17 protein-coding genes are annotated in these 19,907 nt (G+C 52.5%); all 17 read right to left on the bottom strand.

Translation table 11 applies throughout. The annotated features are described in order from the left end of the window. Positions 1–44 precede the first annotated feature (44 nt). The 17 genes from KU854_RS08745 to KU854_RS08825 all read right to left on the bottom strand — a co-directional run bounded on the left by KU854_RS08745 (position 45) and on the right by KU854_RS08825 (position 19,906). Complete coding sequence (locus tag KU854_RS08745; protein ID WP_218358073.1) at positions 45–863, bottom strand: carbon-nitrogen hydrolase family protein; 819 nt, start codon at positions 861–863, stop codon at positions 45–47. Next, complete coding sequence (locus KU854_RS08750) at positions 860–4,747, bottom strand: YhdP family protein (RefSeq protein WP_218358075.1); 3,888 nt, start codon at positions 4,745–4,747, stop codon at positions 860–862. The genes KU854_RS08745 and KU854_RS08750 overlap by 4 nt, the downstream gene beginning before the upstream one ends. 16 nt (positions 4,748–4,763) lie before the next feature. Next, entirely contained in the window at positions 4,764–6,233 is a 1,470-nt protein-coding gene (rng, locus tag KU854_RS08755) for a ribonuclease G (protein WP_218358076.1), read from the bottom strand. After that, a complete protein-coding gene (locus tag KU854_RS08760; RefSeq protein WP_218358077.1) occupies positions 6,230–6,817 on the bottom strand; it encodes a Maf family protein in 588 nt (195 codons plus the stop codon). The genes rng and KU854_RS08760 overlap by 4 nt, the downstream gene beginning before the upstream one ends. 12 nt (positions 6,818–6,829) lie before the next feature. Then, on the bottom strand, positions 6,830–7,318 hold the full coding sequence (mreD, locus tag KU854_RS08765; RefSeq protein ID WP_218358078.1) for a rod shape-determining protein MreD: 489 nt from the start codon (positions 7,316–7,318) through the stop codon (positions 6,830–6,832). Continuing rightward, positions 7,311–8,270 (bottom strand): rod shape-determining protein MreC, encoded by a 960-nt coding sequence (mreC, locus tag KU854_RS08770; protein ID WP_218358079.1) that lies wholly within the window; start codon positions 8,268–8,270, stop codon positions 7,311–7,313. The genes mreD and mreC overlap by 8 nt, the downstream gene beginning before the upstream one ends. Before the next feature lie 40 nt (positions 8,271–8,310). Further along, a complete protein-coding gene (gene mreB / locus KU854_RS08775) occupies positions 8,311–9,354 on the bottom strand; it encodes a rod shape-determining protein MreB (protein ID WP_054779391.1) in 1,044 nt (347 codons plus the stop codon). Positions 9,355–9,470: 116 nt separating this feature from the next. Then, positions 9,471–12,515 (bottom strand): DUF6701 domain-containing protein, encoded by a 3,045-nt coding sequence (locus KU854_RS08780; RefSeq protein WP_218358080.1) that lies wholly within the window; start codon positions 12,513–12,515, stop codon positions 9,471–9,473. Next, positions 12,512–12,952 carry an MSHA biogenesis protein MshP gene (locus KU854_RS08785; RefSeq protein ID WP_218358081.1) on the bottom strand — a complete coding sequence of 147 codons (441 nt, stop codon included), beginning with the start codon at positions 12,950–12,952 and terminating at the stop codon, positions 12,512–12,514. The genes KU854_RS08780 and KU854_RS08785 overlap by 4 nt, the downstream gene beginning before the upstream one ends. After that, a complete protein-coding gene (locus KU854_RS08790; protein ID WP_218358082.1) occupies positions 12,942–13,703 on the bottom strand; it encodes a PilW family protein in 762 nt (253 codons plus the stop codon). Before KU854_RS08790 ends, KU854_RS08785 begins: the two co-directional genes overlap by 11 nt. Further along, a complete protein-coding gene (locus tag KU854_RS08795; RefSeq protein ID WP_218358083.1) occupies positions 13,703–14,311 on the bottom strand; it encodes a type IV pilus modification PilV family protein in 609 nt (202 codons plus the stop codon). Before KU854_RS08795 ends, KU854_RS08790 begins: the two co-directional genes overlap by 1 nt. Continuing rightward, on the bottom strand, positions 14,298–14,771 hold the full coding sequence (locus tag KU854_RS08800) for a type II secretion system protein (RefSeq protein WP_218358084.1): 474 nt from the start codon (positions 14,769–14,771) through the stop codon (positions 14,298–14,300). Before KU854_RS08800 ends, KU854_RS08795 begins: the two co-directional genes overlap by 14 nt. A 6-nt stretch (positions 14,772–14,777) precedes the next feature. Next, positions 14,778–15,233, bottom strand: a complete 456-nt coding sequence (locus tag KU854_RS08805) for a type II secretion system protein (RefSeq protein ID WP_218358086.1) — start codon at positions 15,231–15,233, stop codon at positions 14,778–14,780. Continuing rightward, positions 15,230–15,829, bottom strand: a complete 600-nt coding sequence (locus KU854_RS08810) for a hypothetical protein (RefSeq protein ID WP_218358087.1) — start codon at positions 15,827–15,829, stop codon at positions 15,230–15,232. The genes KU854_RS08805 and KU854_RS08810 overlap by 4 nt, the downstream gene beginning before the upstream one ends. Next, positions 15,830–17,047 (bottom strand): type II secretion system F family protein, encoded by a 1,218-nt coding sequence (locus KU854_RS08815; RefSeq protein WP_218358089.1) that lies wholly within the window; start codon positions 17,045–17,047, stop codon positions 15,830–15,832. Further along, positions 17,047–18,762 (bottom strand): GspE/PulE family protein, encoded by a 1,716-nt coding sequence (locus KU854_RS08820; RefSeq protein WP_218358090.1) that lies wholly within the window; start codon positions 18,760–18,762, stop codon positions 17,047–17,049. Before KU854_RS08820 ends, KU854_RS08815 begins: the two co-directional genes overlap by 1 nt. After that, complete coding sequence (locus KU854_RS08825) at positions 18,752–19,906, bottom strand: tetratricopeptide repeat protein (protein WP_218358091.1); 1,155 nt, start codon at positions 19,904–19,906, stop codon at positions 18,752–18,754. The genes KU854_RS08820 and KU854_RS08825 overlap by 11 nt, the downstream gene beginning before the upstream one ends. Position 19,907: the final 1 nt, after the last annotated feature.

Genomic DNA, 19,907 nt, shown 5'->3' on the forward strand with positions numbered 1-19,907 from the left:
CGCAATCAACTGCATTGCGGGAACGATATGGATTTGAGGTTGCGCTATTTCATCGCGCATTGCAACCGGGCGTGTTGCAGGACGGGCATTTTACTGCGAATTGCTTTGTTAGAGGCTAAATCGACATCAACGCACACGGAGCCTATCTCATCTGCAAGCTCGCCAGAGATTTGTCCCCAAGGGTCGACAATCATGGAATGGCCATAGGTTTCACGGCCGCCCTGATGAATGCCACACTGCGCGGCAGCAAGCACCCAGCACTGGGTTTCAATCGCACGGGCACGCAACAGGATTTCCCAGTGCGCCACACCGGTGACTTTAGTGAAGGCGGCGGGGATAACAATGATGTCCGCCCCACGCTGGCGAAGCGCGGCATAAAGCTGCGGAAAACGAATGTCGTAGCAAATCGATAAGCCAAGCGTGCCAAAGGGCGTATCCACCAACACCAGATTATCACCGGCGCGGAAGGTGTCAGACTCTCGGTAGCTGCGGTGGTTGTCCGCGATATCCACGTCAAACATATGCAACTTTTCGTAGGAGGAACGCAGATTTCCCGCCGCGTCATAGACCAGACAGGCAGTACTCAGGGTGCCATCGTTGTTGCGGATAGGAAATGAACCCACCACCAGCCAGATCCCCAACTCGAAGGCGAGTTGGGACAACTTTTTCTGCAGCGACCCGTGCCCCATTACCTCTGCGTGTTTTTCGTAGTCTTCCTTACTACCAAACACCAGAGAATTTTCAGGGGTTAAGACCAGCCTTGCACCTTGTTCACGCAGATGCTTGAGTTGCCCCTCAAGCATCTCCAGGTTGTCATCTGGATTCATCCCTGAATTCATTTGTACAACACCAAACTTGGTCATTCTGATTTACTCCTTTGCTGCTCGCGCAGGCGTTGGGTCGCCTGTTCCGGTAATGTCACTTCGCCCGTACTGCGCGAGACTTCCCTGACAACGGGATCATCAATGGTCCCGGTTACCTGATAACGAACCTGGGTGAATGCATCAACGACCGGGGACAGCACAGTGGTAACCGCCAGCACGTAGAGCGCCGTTTGGGGCGTGACCGCAAATGCAGTGAAAACCGGAATGCCGGAAGTCAGGTCCGGTACGAAACGTACATCAACATTGACCTGATTTTTCACAAGATTTGCGATGCCTTTTATAAACATATCACCTGCCAGCGCGTTCATCTGGATATTATCCGTGACAACCACCCCGTTAGTGATTGAAGCGCTGCCGCTGATCTCATCAAAAGCAAGACCGTCCTCAAATACGCCGGTAAAATCGAGCTGCATCTTGCGCAAGATAGAATCAAGGCTGAACAGCCCCAGAAAACGCCCTGCACCGCCAACACCACTGATGTAACCATTTTCAATCTTGGTTTCCACCATACCGTCGAGCGAAGCCAAATCCATTGCCCACGGCGTACTGTCGAAGCTGATATCGCCTTTAGTTTGCGCCGTGGCATCCTGAATACCGCCAGTGACTGAAAAGCGTCCCATCAGGTCGCTGCTGTTTTTCGCCGTGACATCAAAGTTGATGGCAGTGTGGTTCAGCCCTTTGGCATCAATAGACCAGTCACCGTTGGCTTTGAGGCGCAGGCCACCACTGTCGATGGCAAACTTGGTCAGTGCCACTTTGTCTTTTGATTTCAGCAACTGGGCTTCCAGTTTGCCGAGGCGGTAGCCCTGCAGCCAAAGCTCCTCAATCACCAAATCCGTCGATGGGATGTTCGCCATCATGGCGCGATCGGCTTTCGTCGCAATGCGGTGGCCGGAAATCAAAGCCTCTTCGACAGTCGTCTGTTCCTTTTCTGTGTCGAGATTGAGGTACATGTGCTCGATGGACACGGTCAGTAATTTATTGGCATCCCACCATGCATCACCGGAAAGCTCTTCACTGCCCACCAGCAGATGGAAACCGTCATTTTTCTCCCGCGCCGCCAGTGAGAATTTGTTCAGCACGAAGTCATCAGCAAGCAGTTTGTTGGCTTTCACATTGATGCGTGTCGGCGGATGCAGGATAAACGGCAACTCACCTTTGCTGCCTTCAGATTGCATAAAACGCTCATACACGCCGTTCCACGCCATCACGTCCAGCTCAGGCACATCAATGCTGACACCGTTGCCCGCAAGCGGCTGCAAAGACAGTTCGCCGTTACCAATCACCAAACGGCTTTTGGTAACATCAGGCAATTCGCCCCGGATATCAATGTCGGCCTGGTACTTCAGGTTTGGCAGCTCGACCTGCGCCACAATACGCTGTGCATCACCGGAGGCTTTCAGGTGGCCTTGGGCTTTGGTGCTGACCGGTTTGGTCAACGGTGCCGGCAGGTTTACGGCAATTGGGTTGAGATTGGCGTCCAGACGCACATCATAGGTAAAACCGACGTCTTTGAGCGCTATGCCCACATCCAAGTCCCAGTTCGAAGACCCTTCAATCAGCGATAAGTCCGGCAAGTCGAGCGCCGACTTCAGGCTGTCTGCCTTCCACTTGCCCGCCATGCCGATATTGACCAGATAGTTATCCGATTCTGTTTCACCGCGAAAATCAATCTTCACCGGCTGGTTGAGCAGGTCGGCATTCAGCCTCTTGCTCCAGACAATGTCGTTATCGAACTCGACGGTGCCCTTCACGTTTTTGAGCGTCATCTCTGGTGTCATGATCGCCACCGTATTGCCGCCCAATGTGGCGCTGCCGGTCGCGGAAACATCATCACCGTTAAGCGGAATATTGAGCGAAATTGCCCCGCTGACATCACCGTCGACCTGAACATGGGTCAGGGCAGCACCGACAGAGTCCACTAAAGGTGTCGCCAGCATGTAATCACGCAACTCCGTACCGCTGGCGGCGATCTTGCCATCAAGCAACAACACGCCTTCGTCTGCGCTGAGAGACGGTATTTTTCCCTTAAGATCGTAGCCGCGTGCGCCCATCAAACTGACACTGGATGCATCCAGGTACATGAGATCATTTTCAAACAGCAGATCCAGCTGAAGATCAGTCAGCGTCGGCCATTGGGTGTCAAAACTGAACTGGCCATTTTTCAGGGGCACATACGCCTGGAATACCCCTTCGTGATTGAGGTACGGGAAGGTATCGAAGTCGCCATACCACAGCAGCTTGGCATTCTCCGCGTGACCACCACGGATAGCAGCCGAAAGGTAATCTGTCAGCTCTTCACCCAGCGCCAGTGTTGGCAGGTAGCGCCAGGTTTCACCCGCCTTGTACGCATTGGCTTCAGCATAAAAAGATAGCCAGCCATTGTTCTTACCGTCAAAGGGCCAATCGAGACGGAACTCCCCCACCACATCCAAATCCGGCGAGCTGACGGCCACTTTGTCTGACCAGATGACAAAACCGTCTTCATCCACAACCCAGTAGGCTGTGACATCGCCCTGTTTGACCGGCAATGGTGCCTGGAAGAACTCGCCGTAAGGCAGGCTGTCGTCGGTCATTGAAAGGACAGCTTTCCCGCTTGCACCAACGCCCAGCGCTTTGACCTGCAGCTTGTGCACTTCCGGCAAATAGCTCCAATGCTGGAACCCGACATTTTCGAGTGCCAGCGAATACGCCACCTCACCATTCACAGGCTTAGCGACGCGAATATCATGAGCAAGACCAACCGGATTCAGAGCGCGGATTGCGCCGTCTACCCCCTCGGGCAAGGTGACCAACTCACGCAATGGCAATAACAGAGATAGGTCAACTTGCGACAGGTTCAGCGTCAAGCCCTGCTGATTCAATTCGGCACGAAGAGAAGGCGATGGCCACAGGCGTTGACCGGTTTTGATTACGATGTCTTCTGTTGCCAGTTGCCATCCAGACTGCGCTGAGTGGGCAAGCTTGATCACGCCCTGCTCAATTTTCAGTGACTGGGTGTTACTTGATGATGCCTGCAGGACAGGCTTAGCCGGGAACCAAGCCAGCGCACTGTCCTTGAGACTGACCAGCACGGAATTGGGCTGCCCCTTTTCCACTGTCAGCCAGACTTCACCGCCAATGCTGGCTTTTGCCAGGGTGATATTGGGGTCGACAAATTTCGATACCCAGTCTTTGACAGAGACATCATCCGCGCTGAGGTAAAACTCCCCGTCGAGCGACTCAATGCCATCAGATTCTGTAAATACACCCTGGATGCCGATTTTGTTCAGCGATGTGCCCTGAACACTCACCACGCCCTGAACATGATGGGTGCCGGACTGGTTATCCCAGCGTAGCGAACTGATATCGACAGTTTTTCTCTCACCAGCCAGAGACATCACGGTGACGCTGGCATCCTGAATAGCAAAACGCCCCAGACCAACCAGAAACAGGTTTTCCAATTGGTCGCCAAGGCTGGTTTCCTGCGCATTGTCGCGTTCAGGCAGTTGGGTTAAATCAACATTCAGGCCACCGATGGTGACATAGGAAAAAGTTGGCTCGAGCTGGCGGACACTGGCCAGCAAGTCGAGCTGCATTTCAATGCTTTCTGCGGTAAGAACTTTGAGGTTGGAAGCCTGCGTTGAGAGAGTCAGATCGTGTAAAGACACAGAGGGCACCAGATAACGCCAGTGCCCTGTAAAGGATTCGAATTCGACATGGAAGCCGGTGGCATCGCTGGCCCAACGCTCGAGTGGCGTTTTCACCGTGTCGAGATTAGGCAGAACCACACGCATCGCCGCGGTAATAACAGCGGCGCTGATCACCAAGATCAGCACCAGCCATTTTACAAATACCGCAAGGCGCCGTACAAATTTGGTCATGAAAAGAACAGTCTCACTACATCATTACGACATCGAACTGCTCTTGGGTGTACAGCGGCTCTACATGCACTTTCACTTGCTTGCCGATAAACACTTCCAGTTCGGCAACGGCGTGGGACTCTTCCCCTTCCAGTGCTTCACCGACAGACGGTGAGGCATACACCACGAATTTATCCGCATCGTAAGCACGGTTAACACGGGTAATCTCGCGCAAGATTTCATAGCAAACCGTCTCGATGGTTTTCACCGAACCACGCCCTTCACAGGTCGGACACTGACCGCACAGCACGTGCTCAATGCTTTCGCGGGTACGTTTGCGGGTCATTTCCACCAGACCAAGCTGGGTGAAGCCATTGATGTTGGTCTTCACACGGTCTTTCGCCAGAGCCTGTTCCAGTGACTGCAACACACGCTGGCGGTGTTCGTCAGAACTCATATCGATAAAGTCGATAATGATAATGCCGCCCAGGTTGCGCAGGCGCAGCTGACGCGCGATAGCTCGGGTCGCCTCGATATTGGTGTTGAAGATGGTCTCTTCAAGGTTACGACGGCCAACAAACGCACCGGTATTGATGTCGATAGTCGTCATCGCTTCCGTCTGGTCGATGATGAGATAGCCGCCGGATTTGAGCTCGACCTTACGATCCAGTGAACGCTGGATTTCGTTTTCGGTGTCGTACATATCGAAAATAGGCTGCTCACCGGTGTACAGTTCCAGCTTCTCAGTCAACTCAGGTACGAACTCTTCGGTAAATTCGCGCAGGGCATCCATCGCGGCGCGAGAATCGACACGGATGGTATCCAGTTCAGTTCCGACAAAATCACGTAGGATGCGTTGCGCCAGCCCCAGCTCACCGTAAAGCATGGACTTGGACGAGCGCTTACCACGACGCTCCAGTACCTTATTCCAAAGGCGTTTTAGGAACGCAGCATCCTGTGCCATTTCAGCGTCTGATGCACCTTCGGCCGCGGTACGGATAATAAAGCCGCCCAGGTCATCACAGTAATCCGACACCACACGCTTAAGGCGCTCGCGCTCTTCTTCACTCTCAATACGCTGGGAAACCCCTACGTGGGCAGCGCCTGGCATAAAGACCAGATAACGCGACGGCAGTGTAATGTCCGTGGTCAGTCGCGCACCTTTGGTGCCCAGCGGGTCTTTCACCACCTGAACCACGATATCCTGCCCTTGGCGAACCAGCTCAGAAATATCGCGCACCTGGAACTGCTGCTTCTCGTTTTCCGACACACATTCGGTATGCGGCACAATGTCGGATGCGTGCAGGAATGCCGCCTTATCCAGACCGATGTCCACAAATGCCGCCTGCATGCCCGGCAGCACACGGCTCACTTTGCCCTTGTAAATATTGCCAACGATGCCTCGTTTGGCTTCACGCTCGATGTGAATTTCCTGCAGGTTGCCACCTTCAATCATGGCGACACGGGTTTCCGTCGGCGTGACGTTAATCAATAACTCTGCGTTCATTGCTGATCACCACGTAATTTTTTGAATTCTTTTAACAGCGCGTCAGTTTCATAGAGAGGCAAACCCACCACCGCATGGTAGCTGCCATCAATGCGGGTCACGAAGCGCCCGCCCAGTCCCTGAATCGCGTAGCTGCCCGCTTTGTCGCACGGCTCGCCACTGTGCCAGTAGGCGTCAATCTCTGCGATATCCAGCGGTTTAAACCACACATGAGTTGTGACCAGTGTAGTCAATGAATGGTTCCGGTCAGCCAGCGTGACGGCAGTCATCACCTGATGCTGTCGGCCTGACAGCATGCCAAGCATATCGCGTGAAGCATTAAGATCCACTGGCTTTTCAAGCACATGACCATCACAAACCACAATGGTATCGGAACCCAGGACAGGTAAGTCAAAGGCTGCCACAGCGACGCCCGCCCTGGCTTTATCTAACGACAAACGGCGGACATAGTCCGCCGCTTCTTCGTGGTGTTGACGCTGCTCTTCAACGTCAACACGCAATATTTCAAATGGAACCGATAACTGTTCCAGCAGCGCCTTCCTGCGAGGAGAGGCAGACGCGAGATAAAGTTGAAGATCTGCCATGGTTTCTCCAGATCACTTGATCGAAAACTGACGGCGAACCCGTCGAAGCAGTAAAAACAGCCACGGCCACAACAGGAAGTTCAGCAAGCCCGCCCAAAGCTGGATGGGATCGAACTGCACATTCGAGACCAGATATTCTGCCCAGAACTCCAGTACCTTACCCGCAAGGGTAAGCAACGAGAGAATTGCAGCCTGTTGCCACAAGGACATGTTGCGCAGCACCTGAAAGTTCAGTGCGACCAGATATACCAGCACAGACATCATCAGCCCGCGCACGCCCAGTGTTGAGCCCAGCATCAAATCCCAGAGCAGGCCTACCACCAGCGCCGTACCCACGTTCACGCGGTGCGGCAGCGCCAGTACCCAGTAGAAAGTCACCAAAAGCACCCAGGATGGGCGAAAAGGCGCAAGCTCACCCGGCCAGGGCGCAGCCTGAAGGATAAGGGCAATAATAAACGACAGCCAGATAAGTGCGCGGCCACGCATGCTTGAATTAGCCATTAGTGACCTCTTTTTTCGTTTCTGCCGCAGGCGTTTCAGCAGCAGGCTGCTTTACATCGACTTCCGGTGCTCCGGCTTCAGACTCTTCGCCGGTTGCATCCAGCGCCTCTTCAGCTGCCTGTTTCTTTTCTATGTCGGTAGGCCACACCAGCAGCAGGTAGCGCAGGCGGTCAAACTGTACTTCCGGTTTGGCATCAACCTGTGCAAACGGACGTTTGTTATCAAAGGAGAAAGAGGTGACTTTGGCAACCGGATAACCTTCAGGGAACACACCGCCAAGACCCGACGTCACCAGCATATCGCCCGGTTCAATGTCCGCACTGCTTGGAATATTTTCCAGCTGGATATTGTCCATCTGACCACGTCCGGAAGCGATAACACGGATATCGTTCCGTACCACCTGAACTGGGATCGCATGGGTTGGGTCGGTGATCAAAAGCACCCGGCTGTTGTGCGCCCCCACATAGGAGACCTGCCCCACGATACCACGCTCGTTAATCACCGGCTGGCCTTCATAGACGCCGTTCGTCCGCCCTTTGTCGATCATCACCTGGTGCTTGTAGGGATCAGAATCGACCGCCATCACTTCCACTACCATCTTGCGTTCATCACGCACAAACGGTGAGCCCAACAGTTCACGCAGTCGCTGGTTTTCCTGCTCCATCTGATCAAACAGAAGCTGGCTGCTTTTCAGCATCAGCACTTCTTCTTTCAGTGTCGTGTTCTCTATCAGCAGCTTTTGGTGCGAAGTGAACTGGCGGAACGTGTTGTCCAGCAGATCACGGGGAACATTAGAGGCGTATTGGAGCGGCGCAACCAGGGAGTTGAGCAGATAACGGAAGTGGGTAAAAGCACCCAAACGGCTATCAGCCAGCATAAGGCTGGCTGATATTAAAAGAGCAAAGAACAGGCGTAATTGTAGAGATGGCCCACGGCCAAAAATTGGTTTCATTCAGTTACAACCTGTTTGAACTTTGAATTCTCGCGAATGATCAATCTTCGCTGAACAGATCGCCACCGTGCATGTCGATCATTTCCAGTGCTTTACCACCACCACGGGCAACACAGGTCAGCGGATCTTCAGCCACAACGACCGGAATACCGGTTTCTTCAGTCAGAAGACGATCCAGATCGCGAAGCAATGCACCACCACCGGTCAGTACCATACCGCGCTCTGAAATGTCAGACGCCAGTTCTGGTGGACACTGTTCAAGCGCAACCATCACCGCTGAAACGATACCGGTCAGCGGCTCTTGCAGCGCTTCCAGGATTTCATTTGAGTTCAGGGTAAAGCTGCGTGGCACACCTTCAGCAAGGTTACGGCCGCGAACTTCAATTTCACGTACTTCATCACCTGGGTACGCAGAACCGATTTCGTGCTTGATGCGCTCAGCAGTCGCTTCACCGATCAGGCTGCCGTAGTTACGACGCACGTAGTTGATGACAGACTCATCGAAACGGTCACCGCCGATACGGACAGAAGAAGAGTAAACCACACCGTTCAGGGAGATAACCGCTACTTCAGTGGTACCGCCACCGATATCGACCACCATAGAACCGGTTGCTTCCGACACTGGCAAGCCTGCACCGATTGCCGCCGCCATTGGCTCGTCAATCAGGTACACTTCGCGCGCACCTGCACCCAGTGCAGATTCACGGATTGCACGGCGCTCAACCTGGGTAGAACCACATGGAACAGCAACCAGCACACGTGGGCTCGGACGCATAAAGCTGTGGTCGTGAACCGATTTGATAAAGTGCTGCAGCATTTTCTCGGTGACATAGAAGTCAGCGATAACGCCGTCTTTCATTGGACGGATAGCTGCGATGTTTCCTGGCGTACGGCCCAGCATTTGTTTTGCTTCATGACCGACTGCCGCGACGCTTTTTGGGGAGCCTGCACGATCTTGACGAATAGCGACAACGGAAGGTTCATCAAGAACAATTCCCTGTCCTTTTACATAGATGAGAGTGTTAGCGGTTCCTAGATCGATAGACAGATCGTTAGAGAACATGCCACGAAGTTTCTTAAACATAATCTTCGGTTAATCCTGCAAGCTTTAAAATTCTTCAAATTCCGCTAAATGTACCAACGCTGACGGGGCGCGGCAAGGTGATGATCTACAAACCTGAAAGAGATCAGTCTTTTTTTTCATTCCCCTGTCAATGTGATGTTTTTTTCACCTTTATAGATAACCCGATCACTTCCCCGGTAAACCCCGAAGGTACCCACTGCACTCGGATCATCAATAAACTGTCCCCCTTGCCAGTTGTGTTGCAGCCAAGGTTGGGGCAAAACACCATCTTCCGTTTTACCCAGCAACTGCCAGTAACGGAATTGTTCCCGGTTCAGCTTTGCACCTTGTTGCGGTGCAGTCACATGGAAAGCCGAAGTACCATTTTTAACCCGCAAGGTCTGAACCGTTTTCCCGTCTTCACTTTTCAGCAAAATCTTGGCCTGTAGGTTGGCATCATCAGTGCTGCTGAAAAGTATGTCTTTCTGGCCAATCAGGGTCGAAACCACAGAAGCATTGTCACGATCATTGGTGACAAATTTTCCGCCGTCGAAGACTTCGACTGCCACTGGCATGATTTGTTCAGTAAACGGTGGCTTGGTATCGGTAAAACCTTCCATACGCATACGGCCAAACAGGAATTCGCCTTTAGCGAATTCTGCCCCGTCACTTCTGCCGTTTGGCGCGGGCAGTTTGGTATTGCAGTTTTCGGATAAGTTCTTATCACAATATTTGAAATCGGTACCGTCTGTGTCGGGTTTAGCGACCCCAACAGCAAACTGCAGATTATTAAAAGGCCCATCTGGCTCTGCGCCTTTTTCTGCCATCATATTGCCGCTCACCTCATACTCGCTGTAGCCATCTGCATCTTCACCCCAAGTGCCGACAAGCCTTGCATTTGGATGTAACCAGCGAGAGGTAAAGTCAGCAAAGCCTGACCGGGAAAGTGGGGATGGGTACACCGCCCAATCGTCAAATAGCGCGACATTATCAGTCAGGTGATAGTTTTTTAACTTCTGATTATCGACGGACATTGCGTGCACAGTGTACTCGCCTGTAAATGGCTGGTTGAGGTAGGTAAAACCGCGTCCGAATGTGTCATCTTTAGGCTTGATTCCTGGCTCGATACTGCCTTCCACGAGGAAGTGAGAAGGGTAGAAGCGCCCAACCTCTTTCTCATTGGGATTAACCGCCATATGCAGATAGGCGCCCTGCAGGCGAGAGCGGATAGCAAACACCCCCACTTCACCAATGCGTAATTGGTTAAAACTGTAACGTGCCTTATCCGGTGTATCACCCAGAGTAATCTTTGTATTTTCCTTGTATAGGATACCATCCAAATACGCAGAAATTCCCCCTGCAGGGCGCAAGAGTTCGGCCCTCTCATCCAGGGAAACAAACGCCAAAGGTGCGTGGTTGTGCCAGAAGTTAGGTGTCATCTCCCGGCTACACAAATTCTGGCTAAAAGGTACTGTACCGCCATTTTTCAGGGCATAGCCTGTTAAATCAGAACCGCCCGTCCAAATCACTGGTTTCAAATTCAGGGCAAAGGGCTCGCCTGCTTTCTTGAAGGCAAGATCGCTTTCAACATTGTTGGCCGTGGGCTGGCCACAAATGGCAAGTGTGTAAGGTCTGGAATAGAGAAAAGCTGTCGACGTTGTCTCGTCTATATCACCACCGGGTTTTCCTTTGAAATTATGATTCTTGTTTTTATTGTTTTTAAAATTATCTTCGGTGTGCAACGTAAATGTAAGAGCTAAAGAGCCTGCGTCATTGTAACTAACAGGTATATTTGCGGCTCCCCCTTTGAAATCAATCACCATTTCGCTGGATGTGACAACATCCACGCCATTTAGCACTACCGGCTTCACTCCCACATCAGGTGATATATTTTCACGTGTAACAGTGAATTTAACTGCACCATCTAAATTTTTTATATCGCAAAACTGGCTATTACCCTGCCCGATGGACTTGAGAAATTGTATTTTTAGGTTTTCAGGCTTTCCTGCAACAAGCTTTATATGCTCACCATCATTAAAACTAAAACCTAGCGAACCAAAGTTGTAAGGTCCAGCCGATGCTTTAAGTGGCTTAATTTTATTTTCACGCTCATGAAAGACAGCAGAAATATATACATCACCTATCCCTCCCCCTAGCCATGCATAGGCGACACCGTTTACAACATCAAGGGTTATTGAATGGTTTTGCTTACAATCTGCATCTGGATCTTCACTGGTAGCAAAGCAACCTTTTGGCGTGGTTACATCGGCTATTAACGTTCCATTTAGAGGTTGTGCCTGGCCGGAGCTATCCTCTACGGTAAAAGTAAGGGGTACACGTTCACAGCCAACTTCTTTTGAGTTTTCTGGTGTAATCGTTAATTGATAAGAACTAAAACCACCACCGTAGTGGATTTCAGAAAGTTGGTTCATGTTTATTTGTTGGGCTGTTACTGCCCCCCAAATTATTGCTCCGTGATGAACTGTTGTAGTCGGGCCGGATAATTTTACCTTTCCCTGGGAGTAGATATATGCTCGAGTTTCAGATCCAGCGCCCATTTCAACCGAGAATTCACTTTCAGATGACATAGCCTCATGCACAAAGAAAACTGCGTTTTCAGTCTTCCCAGACATGTTAACTCTTGAAAGAGAAGAAGCCTTTAACTTATTTACGTGAATTTCCACTTTCCCATCGAAATGTAATTCAGCATTTTCACCAACAACAAACTCGCCAAAATAGTATGTTCCTTCAGAAAAATATGCTTTTCTATTTTGAAGTAATCTAATCGACTTGTAGTTTGGTGAGGATGCATCGAAGTAGAACTCATATTGTCCCCAGTCATTCACTCCTGGAATTACATCATTGCTTAGATCATCATATCCAGCACCTAATACTAGCTTTTTCAAATTTAGGTTGTCTGGCCTATCATTTCCCTTTTTACATTCAACGAATTGGCTACCATTATTGCAGTGAGGTCCATTCGACAAAGCCTTGATGTCATCAAATCCAAGTTCAACATAACCTTCACTTGATTCTTCTACAATTTTTGAGCGATCGTTCAGTGTAATTACCGAGCCACCTCCTTTCGGTGCTTGTGCCGGCCCTGGAAAATAAGCTGTATTTGAAGCCAAAGCATTCGCACAAAACATAAAAGCAATTGCTAACAAACTGCGGTAGATCATTGCTCCAGCCCCCTAGCCCAACTTTCCTGCACACGAACCACCTTGTGTGCGCCTGAACCACACATACCTTTACTCTCCACGCGGTACTGCGCCAGCTCACCTGTACCTTCAACCTGGCAAGTAACAGACACCGAGCAACCACTCAGCCCTTTATCATTGAAAGGAACAATTACTGGCGTCGCACTGCAATCGGCGCTTGGTATTGGTGATTCTGCTGTCACCAGAGGAAATAGCCTCGCCATTGCCATTTCTGTGCCGCTGTTGGCGGCCAGCCAGGCGCGGGTACCGAGCACTTCACGGGTGGTGGTATCGCTTTGCGACCAGCTGATTTGCATCAAGGCTGCGCCTAACGCTGCCAAGGCAGTAATGGCAAACACCGCAATAATCAGCATGCTGCCACGCTGGCGGTGCAAGGAAGAATAGGATTTAGGGTGCATTAAGTACCTGCACTTGTTGGTTATAAAAAGACGTTTCGCCGGATTGCTTAAAGGCATAGGCGATATTAATCAGGTTACCGCCGGAAAGCGTTTCATCGCCCACGGTAAATCCGCTGGCGGCTGCATCCAGATTTTTTGCCAAGGTGACGGGTGAGCCCGATGTGTTGTCCACTTCACGGGTCAGCTGGCTTCCTTCAAAACAGAAAGTGACCTTATCGCTGTAGAGATAAAAACGGTTGGAAGGCGAGGCTGATGGCCATAGTTCGCCAATCGGTTTGTTGGTCCCAAGTTCGCTGCTGGAAGCCCCTGTGACCGCCAGACTGTTCGCTGAACCTGCATTTAAATCTGAGGGTTTGGACGGCATAAACACAATACGGTGTTTACCGTCAGCCACCTTGGTTTGCCAATCAGCATCATCCGTCGCCAGTGCGACGGTTAGTGTGTTGCTGTTCTTATCACGCGATGCACTGAATCCGGTGTAACTAATGGGAAAATAGGACAGGCATTTGCCGTTATTTGAGGTCGAAACGCTGTTGGGCACAGCATGGCGAAGCTCCCGCCCCAACCGCTCAACCGCGAAACGCGCCTGGGATTGCAAGGCCTCGCGGTCTTTGGACTCCACATAGCCGCTGGTGCTGGTTTCAATAAAGCCAAAGATGCCGATAGAAACCAGGGATAAAATCGTCAGGGTCACGATCAATTCGACCAGGGTGAACCCCCGCTGCAATTTCCCATTTCGCGCAGCAAACATCAGAAATTGCTCCGGTAGGCCGTAAAGTCATAGCGACCAAATTTTCCGGTATCGACAGTGACATCAATGCGCTTATAGAGCCTGTCGTTGTCAGTCGTATCGGGAAAAGTAGCCTTGTCATACGTCACATGGATGTCGACGGAAAAGTTCGGGTAGTCATGGCTTTCACTGCCGGCCAAATTCGCCAGCGATCCTCGATAGTCCCCGTTGCATGCAGATTCCTCTCCCCAGCAGCCCATATAGTCTTCAACGGCATTAAAGCTTTTCGCATCAGCTACAAGCGGATACGAGCAGGCGGGAATGGGACTCGGCGACAGGATACCGAGTTTTTGCACAGCTTCGGCGTCTTCACCGCAACGCCAACGGCTGCCATCGGTGTCTGAGTTGATATCAAATGGCCGCGCCAGAATCTGGTTCATCACGGCTTGACCAAGAGCCGCAGCCCGCGCTTCGTAATGCGGGTTGGCTGATTTGGCGAACATGGGAAATAAGGTGGTGCTGATAAGCACCAAGGCAACGCCGAATACGACGATACCAATAACCAGCTCTACCAGCGTAAAGCCACGCTGATAGAAAGAAATGTGTTGTGAGTTGTCAACGGCAGGCATCAATAAACCCTTCGCTATTCAGGCAGATGCTGGCCGTGCTGTCACCTTGTTTAAAGGTGAACTTGCAGTCTCCTGTGGTACATAGACGCTTGTTGTTTGCGTCAACCGGGCGACCCAATAAATCAAAATACAGGGTTTGCTCAGGCGAAATGCGGACGGATGAATTGGAAAGGTCAACCACATCGCTGCGGTTCTCATCCTCTCCCAACTTACAGTTTTCTGAGGCGACACTGCCCCCTAGACGGGAGGCAGTGATCACCAGGGCATTGCAACCAGCAGAAGTGTCCTCCTGCTGCATTGCCCTGAGCTGGACTTGCCTGGCAACAGACAAGCCCGTATCCCGCGCACCGGTCACTGAAAACGCTTCAGCTCCCGACAGGCGCGGTACGGCAAACACACTAATAATACCGAGGATCATCAGGACAGTGATCAGCTCGATTAGGGTGAAGCCTTTAGACATTTTGATTTAGCCTCGTGATGCTGCACAAGCTTCAATCGTCACTGTTGGAGCGCCATTTGCTGCTGCTGGTGTAAATACTACACACTGTTCAGACGCCACAAATTCACGACCCTTCAGTGTAAATTTGGCTGCACCAGAAGCATTCGCTCCGTATTGTGTTTGCCAGTCATTGTTTAAGCCCACAACTGCCGCACCGATACCACTAGCGGTGCCATCTGGATAGCCATTGATAATAGCAATGTTATCAACATTGCCAGCACCCGCAGTTACCCCTTCGATTGCAGCACGGCCATAAACGATCCCATTGGCACTATCGATTGCACCTTTAAGACCTTGCAATGCAGCTGTACGTGCATCATCTTGGAAGTTCAGGAACTTAGGTGCCGCTGTTACCGCCAGAATACCCAGGATTACAATTACTACGATCATCTCGATCAGCGTAAAACCGCCTTGACGTTTCATTTTACTTCTCCAGTTTCTCTCAATACTTCTACACGGCCCGATGCCGGGTAGTAAGCAAAAACATGACGCGCCACCATTGACGAGTCATCTCCCCAAAAACCGGCGCGTACCGGTCTTTCAAATCGGCAGTAGGGAGTCAAACCATGGTCAAAAGCCACCACTGCACGAATCTTTGGTTTTGGCAGCGAAAGCGCCTCAACCTCTTGTTCTCTTCCCAGCCAGTAAGATTGGCCGGTAAATTGTTTTAACAACTTGCCGCAATCCTGCGCTGATAAATCGGCCAGTTGTCTGGCCCCGTTTTCCAGCGCAAAGGGATAGCCGATTTCCTGTTTATTTTCCTGCGTCAGTCTGTAACTGACATCATCCACAGTAACGATACCGCCCTGTTTTTCATCATTTTTTAATGTCACTCGCAATTGCAGGTTGTCGACTGAGCCCGCAAAGGCGTTGGCGAGATAACGGAACTCGACTCTGTCAGCAAACTGCACGATGCGCTCAAACGCCGGAATGGCCGAAAGCAGTAAAATGCCGATAATCAGGATTAGCAGCCCCCATTGGGCAGCACTGCTTTCCCTGAACCTTAAAAGCCAGTGCATCTAACCGCCGCGGATCAAATCGAGCATGTTCCACATCGGCAGGAAGATACCCAGCGCCAGGATCAGCACCATGCCCGCCACAATCATCAGCAGGATAGGCTCCATGCGTGCCGACAGGGTTTTCAGGTCGTAATCCACTTCGCGATCGTAAAAATCACTCGCTTCGAGCAGCAGGTTGTCTATCTGCCCCGTTTCTTCACCTACCTGGATCATCTGGTGTACCAGCGGGGTAAACAGTTTGCTGTCGGCCGTCACTGAGCTGAGGTTCATCCCCGACTCAATGGCGGTTTTCATCTTCTCCACTTCCAGTGCCAGGAAGCGGTTATCCAGTGCTTCACCTGCCATATGCAGCGCGGTATTGAGAGGCACACCGGCACGCAGCATCAGGGCGAAAGTGCGGGAGAATCGCGACATCAAGGCGCGGTTCACCAGGCTGCCAATCAGCGGGATCCTGAGCTTGAAGCTGTCCCACTTCACCCGGCCTTCATCGGTGTTTTTCCAGGCATGCCAGCCCGCGAGCAGGCAGACGCTGGAAATCACCAGCAACCACCAGAAATCGACAAAGAAATTCGATGTCGTCATCAGGATCTTGGTCGGCAACGGCAGATCAGAGCCAAATTTGGCAAACATACCGGCAAACTGCGGGATCACTTTGACGTTCAGAAACGCCATTGCCGCCACGATCACCGCCAGCACAAAAGAGGGATAACGCAGCGCCGATTTAATACGGCGGCGGGTCTCCATCTCCTGCTCGTAATATTCAGAAAGCTGCAACATAGCGTCATCCAGGCGGCCGGTGTTTTCACCCAGCTGCACCAGCGATACAAACAGATCGCTGAACACCTGCGGAAAATCGCGCATGGCTGACGACATCGGGCGGCCGTTGGAAAGCTCCGCCGCCACGCTGTCGAGCGCCGCTTTTAACGGTTTGTCATTGCTGCTTTGTGCCAGGCCTTTGATAGCACGCATCAAAGGCACGCCTGCTTTTATCAGGCTGTATGCCTGGCGGCAGAAAATCACCAGCGCGTCCATTTTCACGCCTTGCTGGAACAGCGGGCCTGAGGATGTTTTCGCGCGGGCTTGGGTGATTTCCAGTGACAGCAAAACCGCGCCAGATGCCGATACATTGGCAATAGCATCGCTTTCGCTGGCAGCCTCAATCACCGCTGAGATGCGTTTACCGTTCGGTTTTCTGGCGGTGTAGCGATACCTTGGCATCAGGCACCTATCAGCGTCATCGACGCCGCTTCAGAAAGCTTCATCGCTTCTTCCAACGTGGTCTGCCCCTGTTGGGCAAAGTCCATTGCACAATGCACCAACGGTTTGTATCCCGCCTGCATTTCAGCCAACGCTGCAAACTTCTGGGTATCGTTAGCGCGCAGTGCATCCATAAGATCCGGCGTGATCTCCAGCAGTTCAAACACGCCGATACGGCCTTTGTAGCCGGTGAAGTTACAGCTCTGGCAACCGCGCCCCTGATAGAAACCATGCCCTGCCAATAGCGGAGTGGTGGCATCCAGCCAGAGTTTTTCCACTTCGTCCGTAGTGTGCGGCACTTTGCAGTCCGGACAGATACGGCGGATCAGGCGCTGCGCCAGTACCGCGCGGACAGAGCTTGCGACCAGATACCCCGGCGCTTCCATGTCGAGCAGGCGGAGCGCACTGTCGACAGCGTTGTTGGTGTGCAATGTTGACAGCACAAGGTGACCGGTCAGCGCCGCGCGAAGACCGATTTCCACCGTTTCAAGGTCACGCATCTCACCCACCAGGATGATGTCCGGATCCTGGCGCAGGAATGTGCGCAGCGCGGTAGAGAATGTCAGGCCGATCTTGGGCGCGATCTGCACCTGGCTGATACGCGGCAGGCGATATTCCACCGGATCTTCCGCAGTCAGGATCTTTTTCCCCGGTACGTTGAGTTCATTCAGCGCACCGTAAAGGGTCGTGGTTTTACCCGAACCGGTCGGGCCGGTAACCAGGATCATGCCGTGCGGGCGGCGAAGCTGGTTACGAAAACGCGCCAGCATCTGGGCGTCCATCCCCACATCTTCCAGACGCAACACGCCTGCGGACTGGTTGAGGATACGCATCACCACGGATTCGCCGTATTGCACCGGCAACGTTGATACACGCACATCGATGGCGTTGCCACGGACATTCAGGTTAAAGCGTCCATCCTGTGGCAGGCGGCGCTCGGAAATATCCATGCCGCTCATCAGCTTCAGGCGCAGCACCAGTGCCGAAGCGATAGCACGCTCTTTCAGCAGGGTTTCATGCAGGACGCCATCAATACGCTGGCGGATGCGCAGGGCATCGGCGTCTGGCTCGATGTGGATATCCGATGCATTCATCTGCACCGCATCTTCAAACAACGAGTGAATAAGCTTTACGACGGTGACTTCTTCAGACTGGGCGTCTTCCGTACCGAAATGCTGCTCCAGTTTCACGCCATGCTCGGCCTGCAAACGCTCTGCAAATGAAGCAATGTCGCTGGTGCGGCGATAGTAGCGGTCGAAGGCATCGATGAGCGGCTGTTCAGCACTGATCAACAGCTCAACGTGATACTCCCCCAGCAGGTTGAGCACGCTCTCCTGCGCCGCCAGATCTGCAGGATCGGACATAGCGACACGCACTGTGTCTCCAATCCGGCCAATTGCCAGCGCACGCAGGCGACGGGCATGGACTTCCGGCAACAGGGAAACCGCATTCGGATCAATCTGGGTCAGGTTGAGATCGATACGCGGCACACCCAGCTGTCTTGCCAGGAAGTTGAGCATCTGATCTTCACTCAGGATCCCCATTTCAATCAGGGTGTCACCGAGCTTGCGGCCAGTCAGGGACTGGCGCTGCAGTGCAGATGTTAGATCGGCTTCCGCGATGATCTGCTCTTCAACCAGCAGATCGCCAAGACGTTTTCGAAGCTTAACGGCCATTGCCCGCTCCTTGTTTCAGGTTGTCCAGATACGTCAGGCGATCACGGGCAAACTTCACCGATGCCGCACTCAGGCCACCGGCCTGCACCGCTTGGGTATAAGCATTTTTCGCTATATCGTGCTTGCCGCTACGCTCTGCGGAAACACCGAGCCCCAGCCACCAGCGGCCATCCGTCGGTTCATGGGTGGTCAGCCATTGGTAACTTTCGCGGGCAGTCGCGTTGTCACCCAGCTTTTGCGCCAGAGCGGCGCGCATAGCGATGACGCGGTTTTGCTCACCATCCAGTGACTCCACCGGGACGGACAAAACACTCAATGCCGATTCTTCTCGGTCACTTTGCTGGTACATACGCGCCAAAGTGAGCTTGAGCGACGCGGAATGCGGATTGGCGCTGATGCCTTTGCGCAGCACGTTCTCAGCGTCACGCAGTTGGTTGCGGCCAAACAGCATGGCGGCCAGTTGGTTGGTCGCCACTACATGGTTCGGGTTGTACTGCACCGCGTCACGAAGATGGGCAATCGCTTTCTGGTTATCGCCGGCTTTGGCGCGCTTCTGCGCCTTGTCGTAAGCGATATCCGCCAGTTGTTCACCGGTAAATTCCACGGTTTCCACGGACATCGAGGCTTCTGCGACGTCCACTGTTTCCGGCACCGAAACGCTGACCTTGGCAACCACAGTTTCTGCTTTTGGCTCAGCTTGGCTGACCGTTTTTGGCATAGCTTGGCTGACCGTGTTCACCTCAGCCTGGGGCTGGGCTGTCTTCTCTGATTTTTTAGCTGTCACTACCGGTTCAACAGGCGCCGCAACCATCGCAGTTTCAATCACTGCCGGCGCGATTTCTTTTGCCGGCGTCAGTGCCACGTAACGCACATCCGAAGACACCACTTTCTGGGTTGGCGACGGTAGGGAAACCGGCGTGGTAACAGACTGCGCAATGTCAGGCTGCTCTGCGACAGTCACCGCTTTTCCATTGCCCGCAGACAGTGCCCAGGCAATGCCTGAAGCCCCTGCTAAGGTGGCAAACAGCGCCAGTGCGACACGCGCAAGACGAAAGCCCCAGCGCGCAGGGATTGCTGCAGTGGCAACGTGTTGTTGTTCTTGCTTGGGCGTCAGTTCGCTCAGCATTCTGTTCAGTTCACTCATG

This window comes from Enterovibrio paralichthyis (assembly GCF_019209835.1).
Lineage (GTDB): Bacteria > Pseudomonadota > Gammaproteobacteria > Enterobacterales > Vibrionaceae > Enterovibrio > Enterovibrio paralichthyis.

Excerpts from the sequence above, each read along its gene's own strand:
- KU854_RS08800 (WP_218358084.1), bottom strand. The coding sequence starts at position 14,771 with ATGTCTAAAGGCTTCACCCTAATCGAGCTGATCACTGTCCTGATGATC.
- KU854_RS08805 (WP_218358086.1), bottom strand. The coding sequence starts at position 15,233 with ATGAAACGTCAAGGCGGTTTTACGCTGATCGAGATGATCGTAGTAATT.
- KU854_RS08820 (WP_218358090.1), bottom strand. The coding sequence starts at position 18,762 with ATGGCCGTTAAGCTTCGAAAACGTCTTGGCGATCTGCTGGTTGAAGAG.
- rng (WP_218358076.1), bottom strand. The coding sequence starts at position 6,233 with ATGAACGCAGAGTTATTGATTAACGTCACGCCGACGGAAACCCGTGTC.
- mreB (WP_054779391.1), bottom strand. The coding sequence starts at position 9,354 with ATGTTTAAGAAACTTCGTGGCATGTTCTCTAACGATCTGTCTATCGAT.
- mreC (WP_218358079.1), bottom strand. The coding sequence starts at position 8,270 with ATGAAACCAATTTTTGGCCGTGGGCCATCTCTACAATTACGCCTGTTC.
- KU854_RS08825 (WP_218358091.1), bottom strand. The coding sequence starts at position 19,906 with ATGAGTGAACTGAACAGAATGCTGAGCGAACTGACGCCCAAGCAAGAA.
- KU854_RS08810 (WP_218358087.1), bottom strand. The coding sequence starts at position 15,829 with ATGCACTGGCTTTTAAGGTTCAGGGAAAGCAGTGCTGCCCAATGGGGG.
- KU854_RS08750 (WP_218358075.1), bottom strand. The coding sequence starts at position 4,747 with ATGACCAAATTTGTACGGCGCCTTGCGGTATTTGTAAAATGGCTGGTG.
- KU854_RS08795 (WP_218358083.1), bottom strand. The coding sequence starts at position 14,311 with ATGCCTGCCGTTGACAACTCACAACACATTTCTTTCTATCAGCGTGGC.
- KU854_RS08815 (WP_218358089.1), bottom strand. The coding sequence starts at position 17,047 with ATGCCAAGGTATCGCTACACCGCCAGAAAACCGAACGGTAAACGCATC.
- KU854_RS08760 (WP_218358077.1), bottom strand. The coding sequence starts at position 6,817 with ATGGCAGATCTTCAACTTTATCTCGCGTCTGCCTCTCCTCGCAGGAAG.
- KU854_RS08745 (WP_218358073.1), bottom strand. The coding sequence starts at position 863 with ATGACCAAGTTTGGTGTTGTACAAATGAATTCAGGGATGAATCCAGAT.
- KU854_RS08785 (WP_218358081.1), bottom strand. The coding sequence starts at position 12,952 with ATGCACCCTAAATCCTATTCTTCCTTGCACCGCCAGCGTGGCAGCATG.
- KU854_RS08780 (WP_218358080.1), bottom strand. The coding sequence starts at position 12,515 with ATGATCTACCGCAGTTTGTTAGCAATTGCTTTTATGTTTTGTGCGAAT.
- mreD (WP_218358078.1), bottom strand. The coding sequence starts at position 7,318 with ATGGCTAATTCAAGCATGCGTGGCCGCGCACTTATCTGGCTGTCGTTT.
- KU854_RS08790 (WP_218358082.1), bottom strand. The coding sequence starts at position 13,703 with ATGTTTGCTGCGCGAAATGGGAAATTGCAGCGGGGGTTCACCCTGGTC.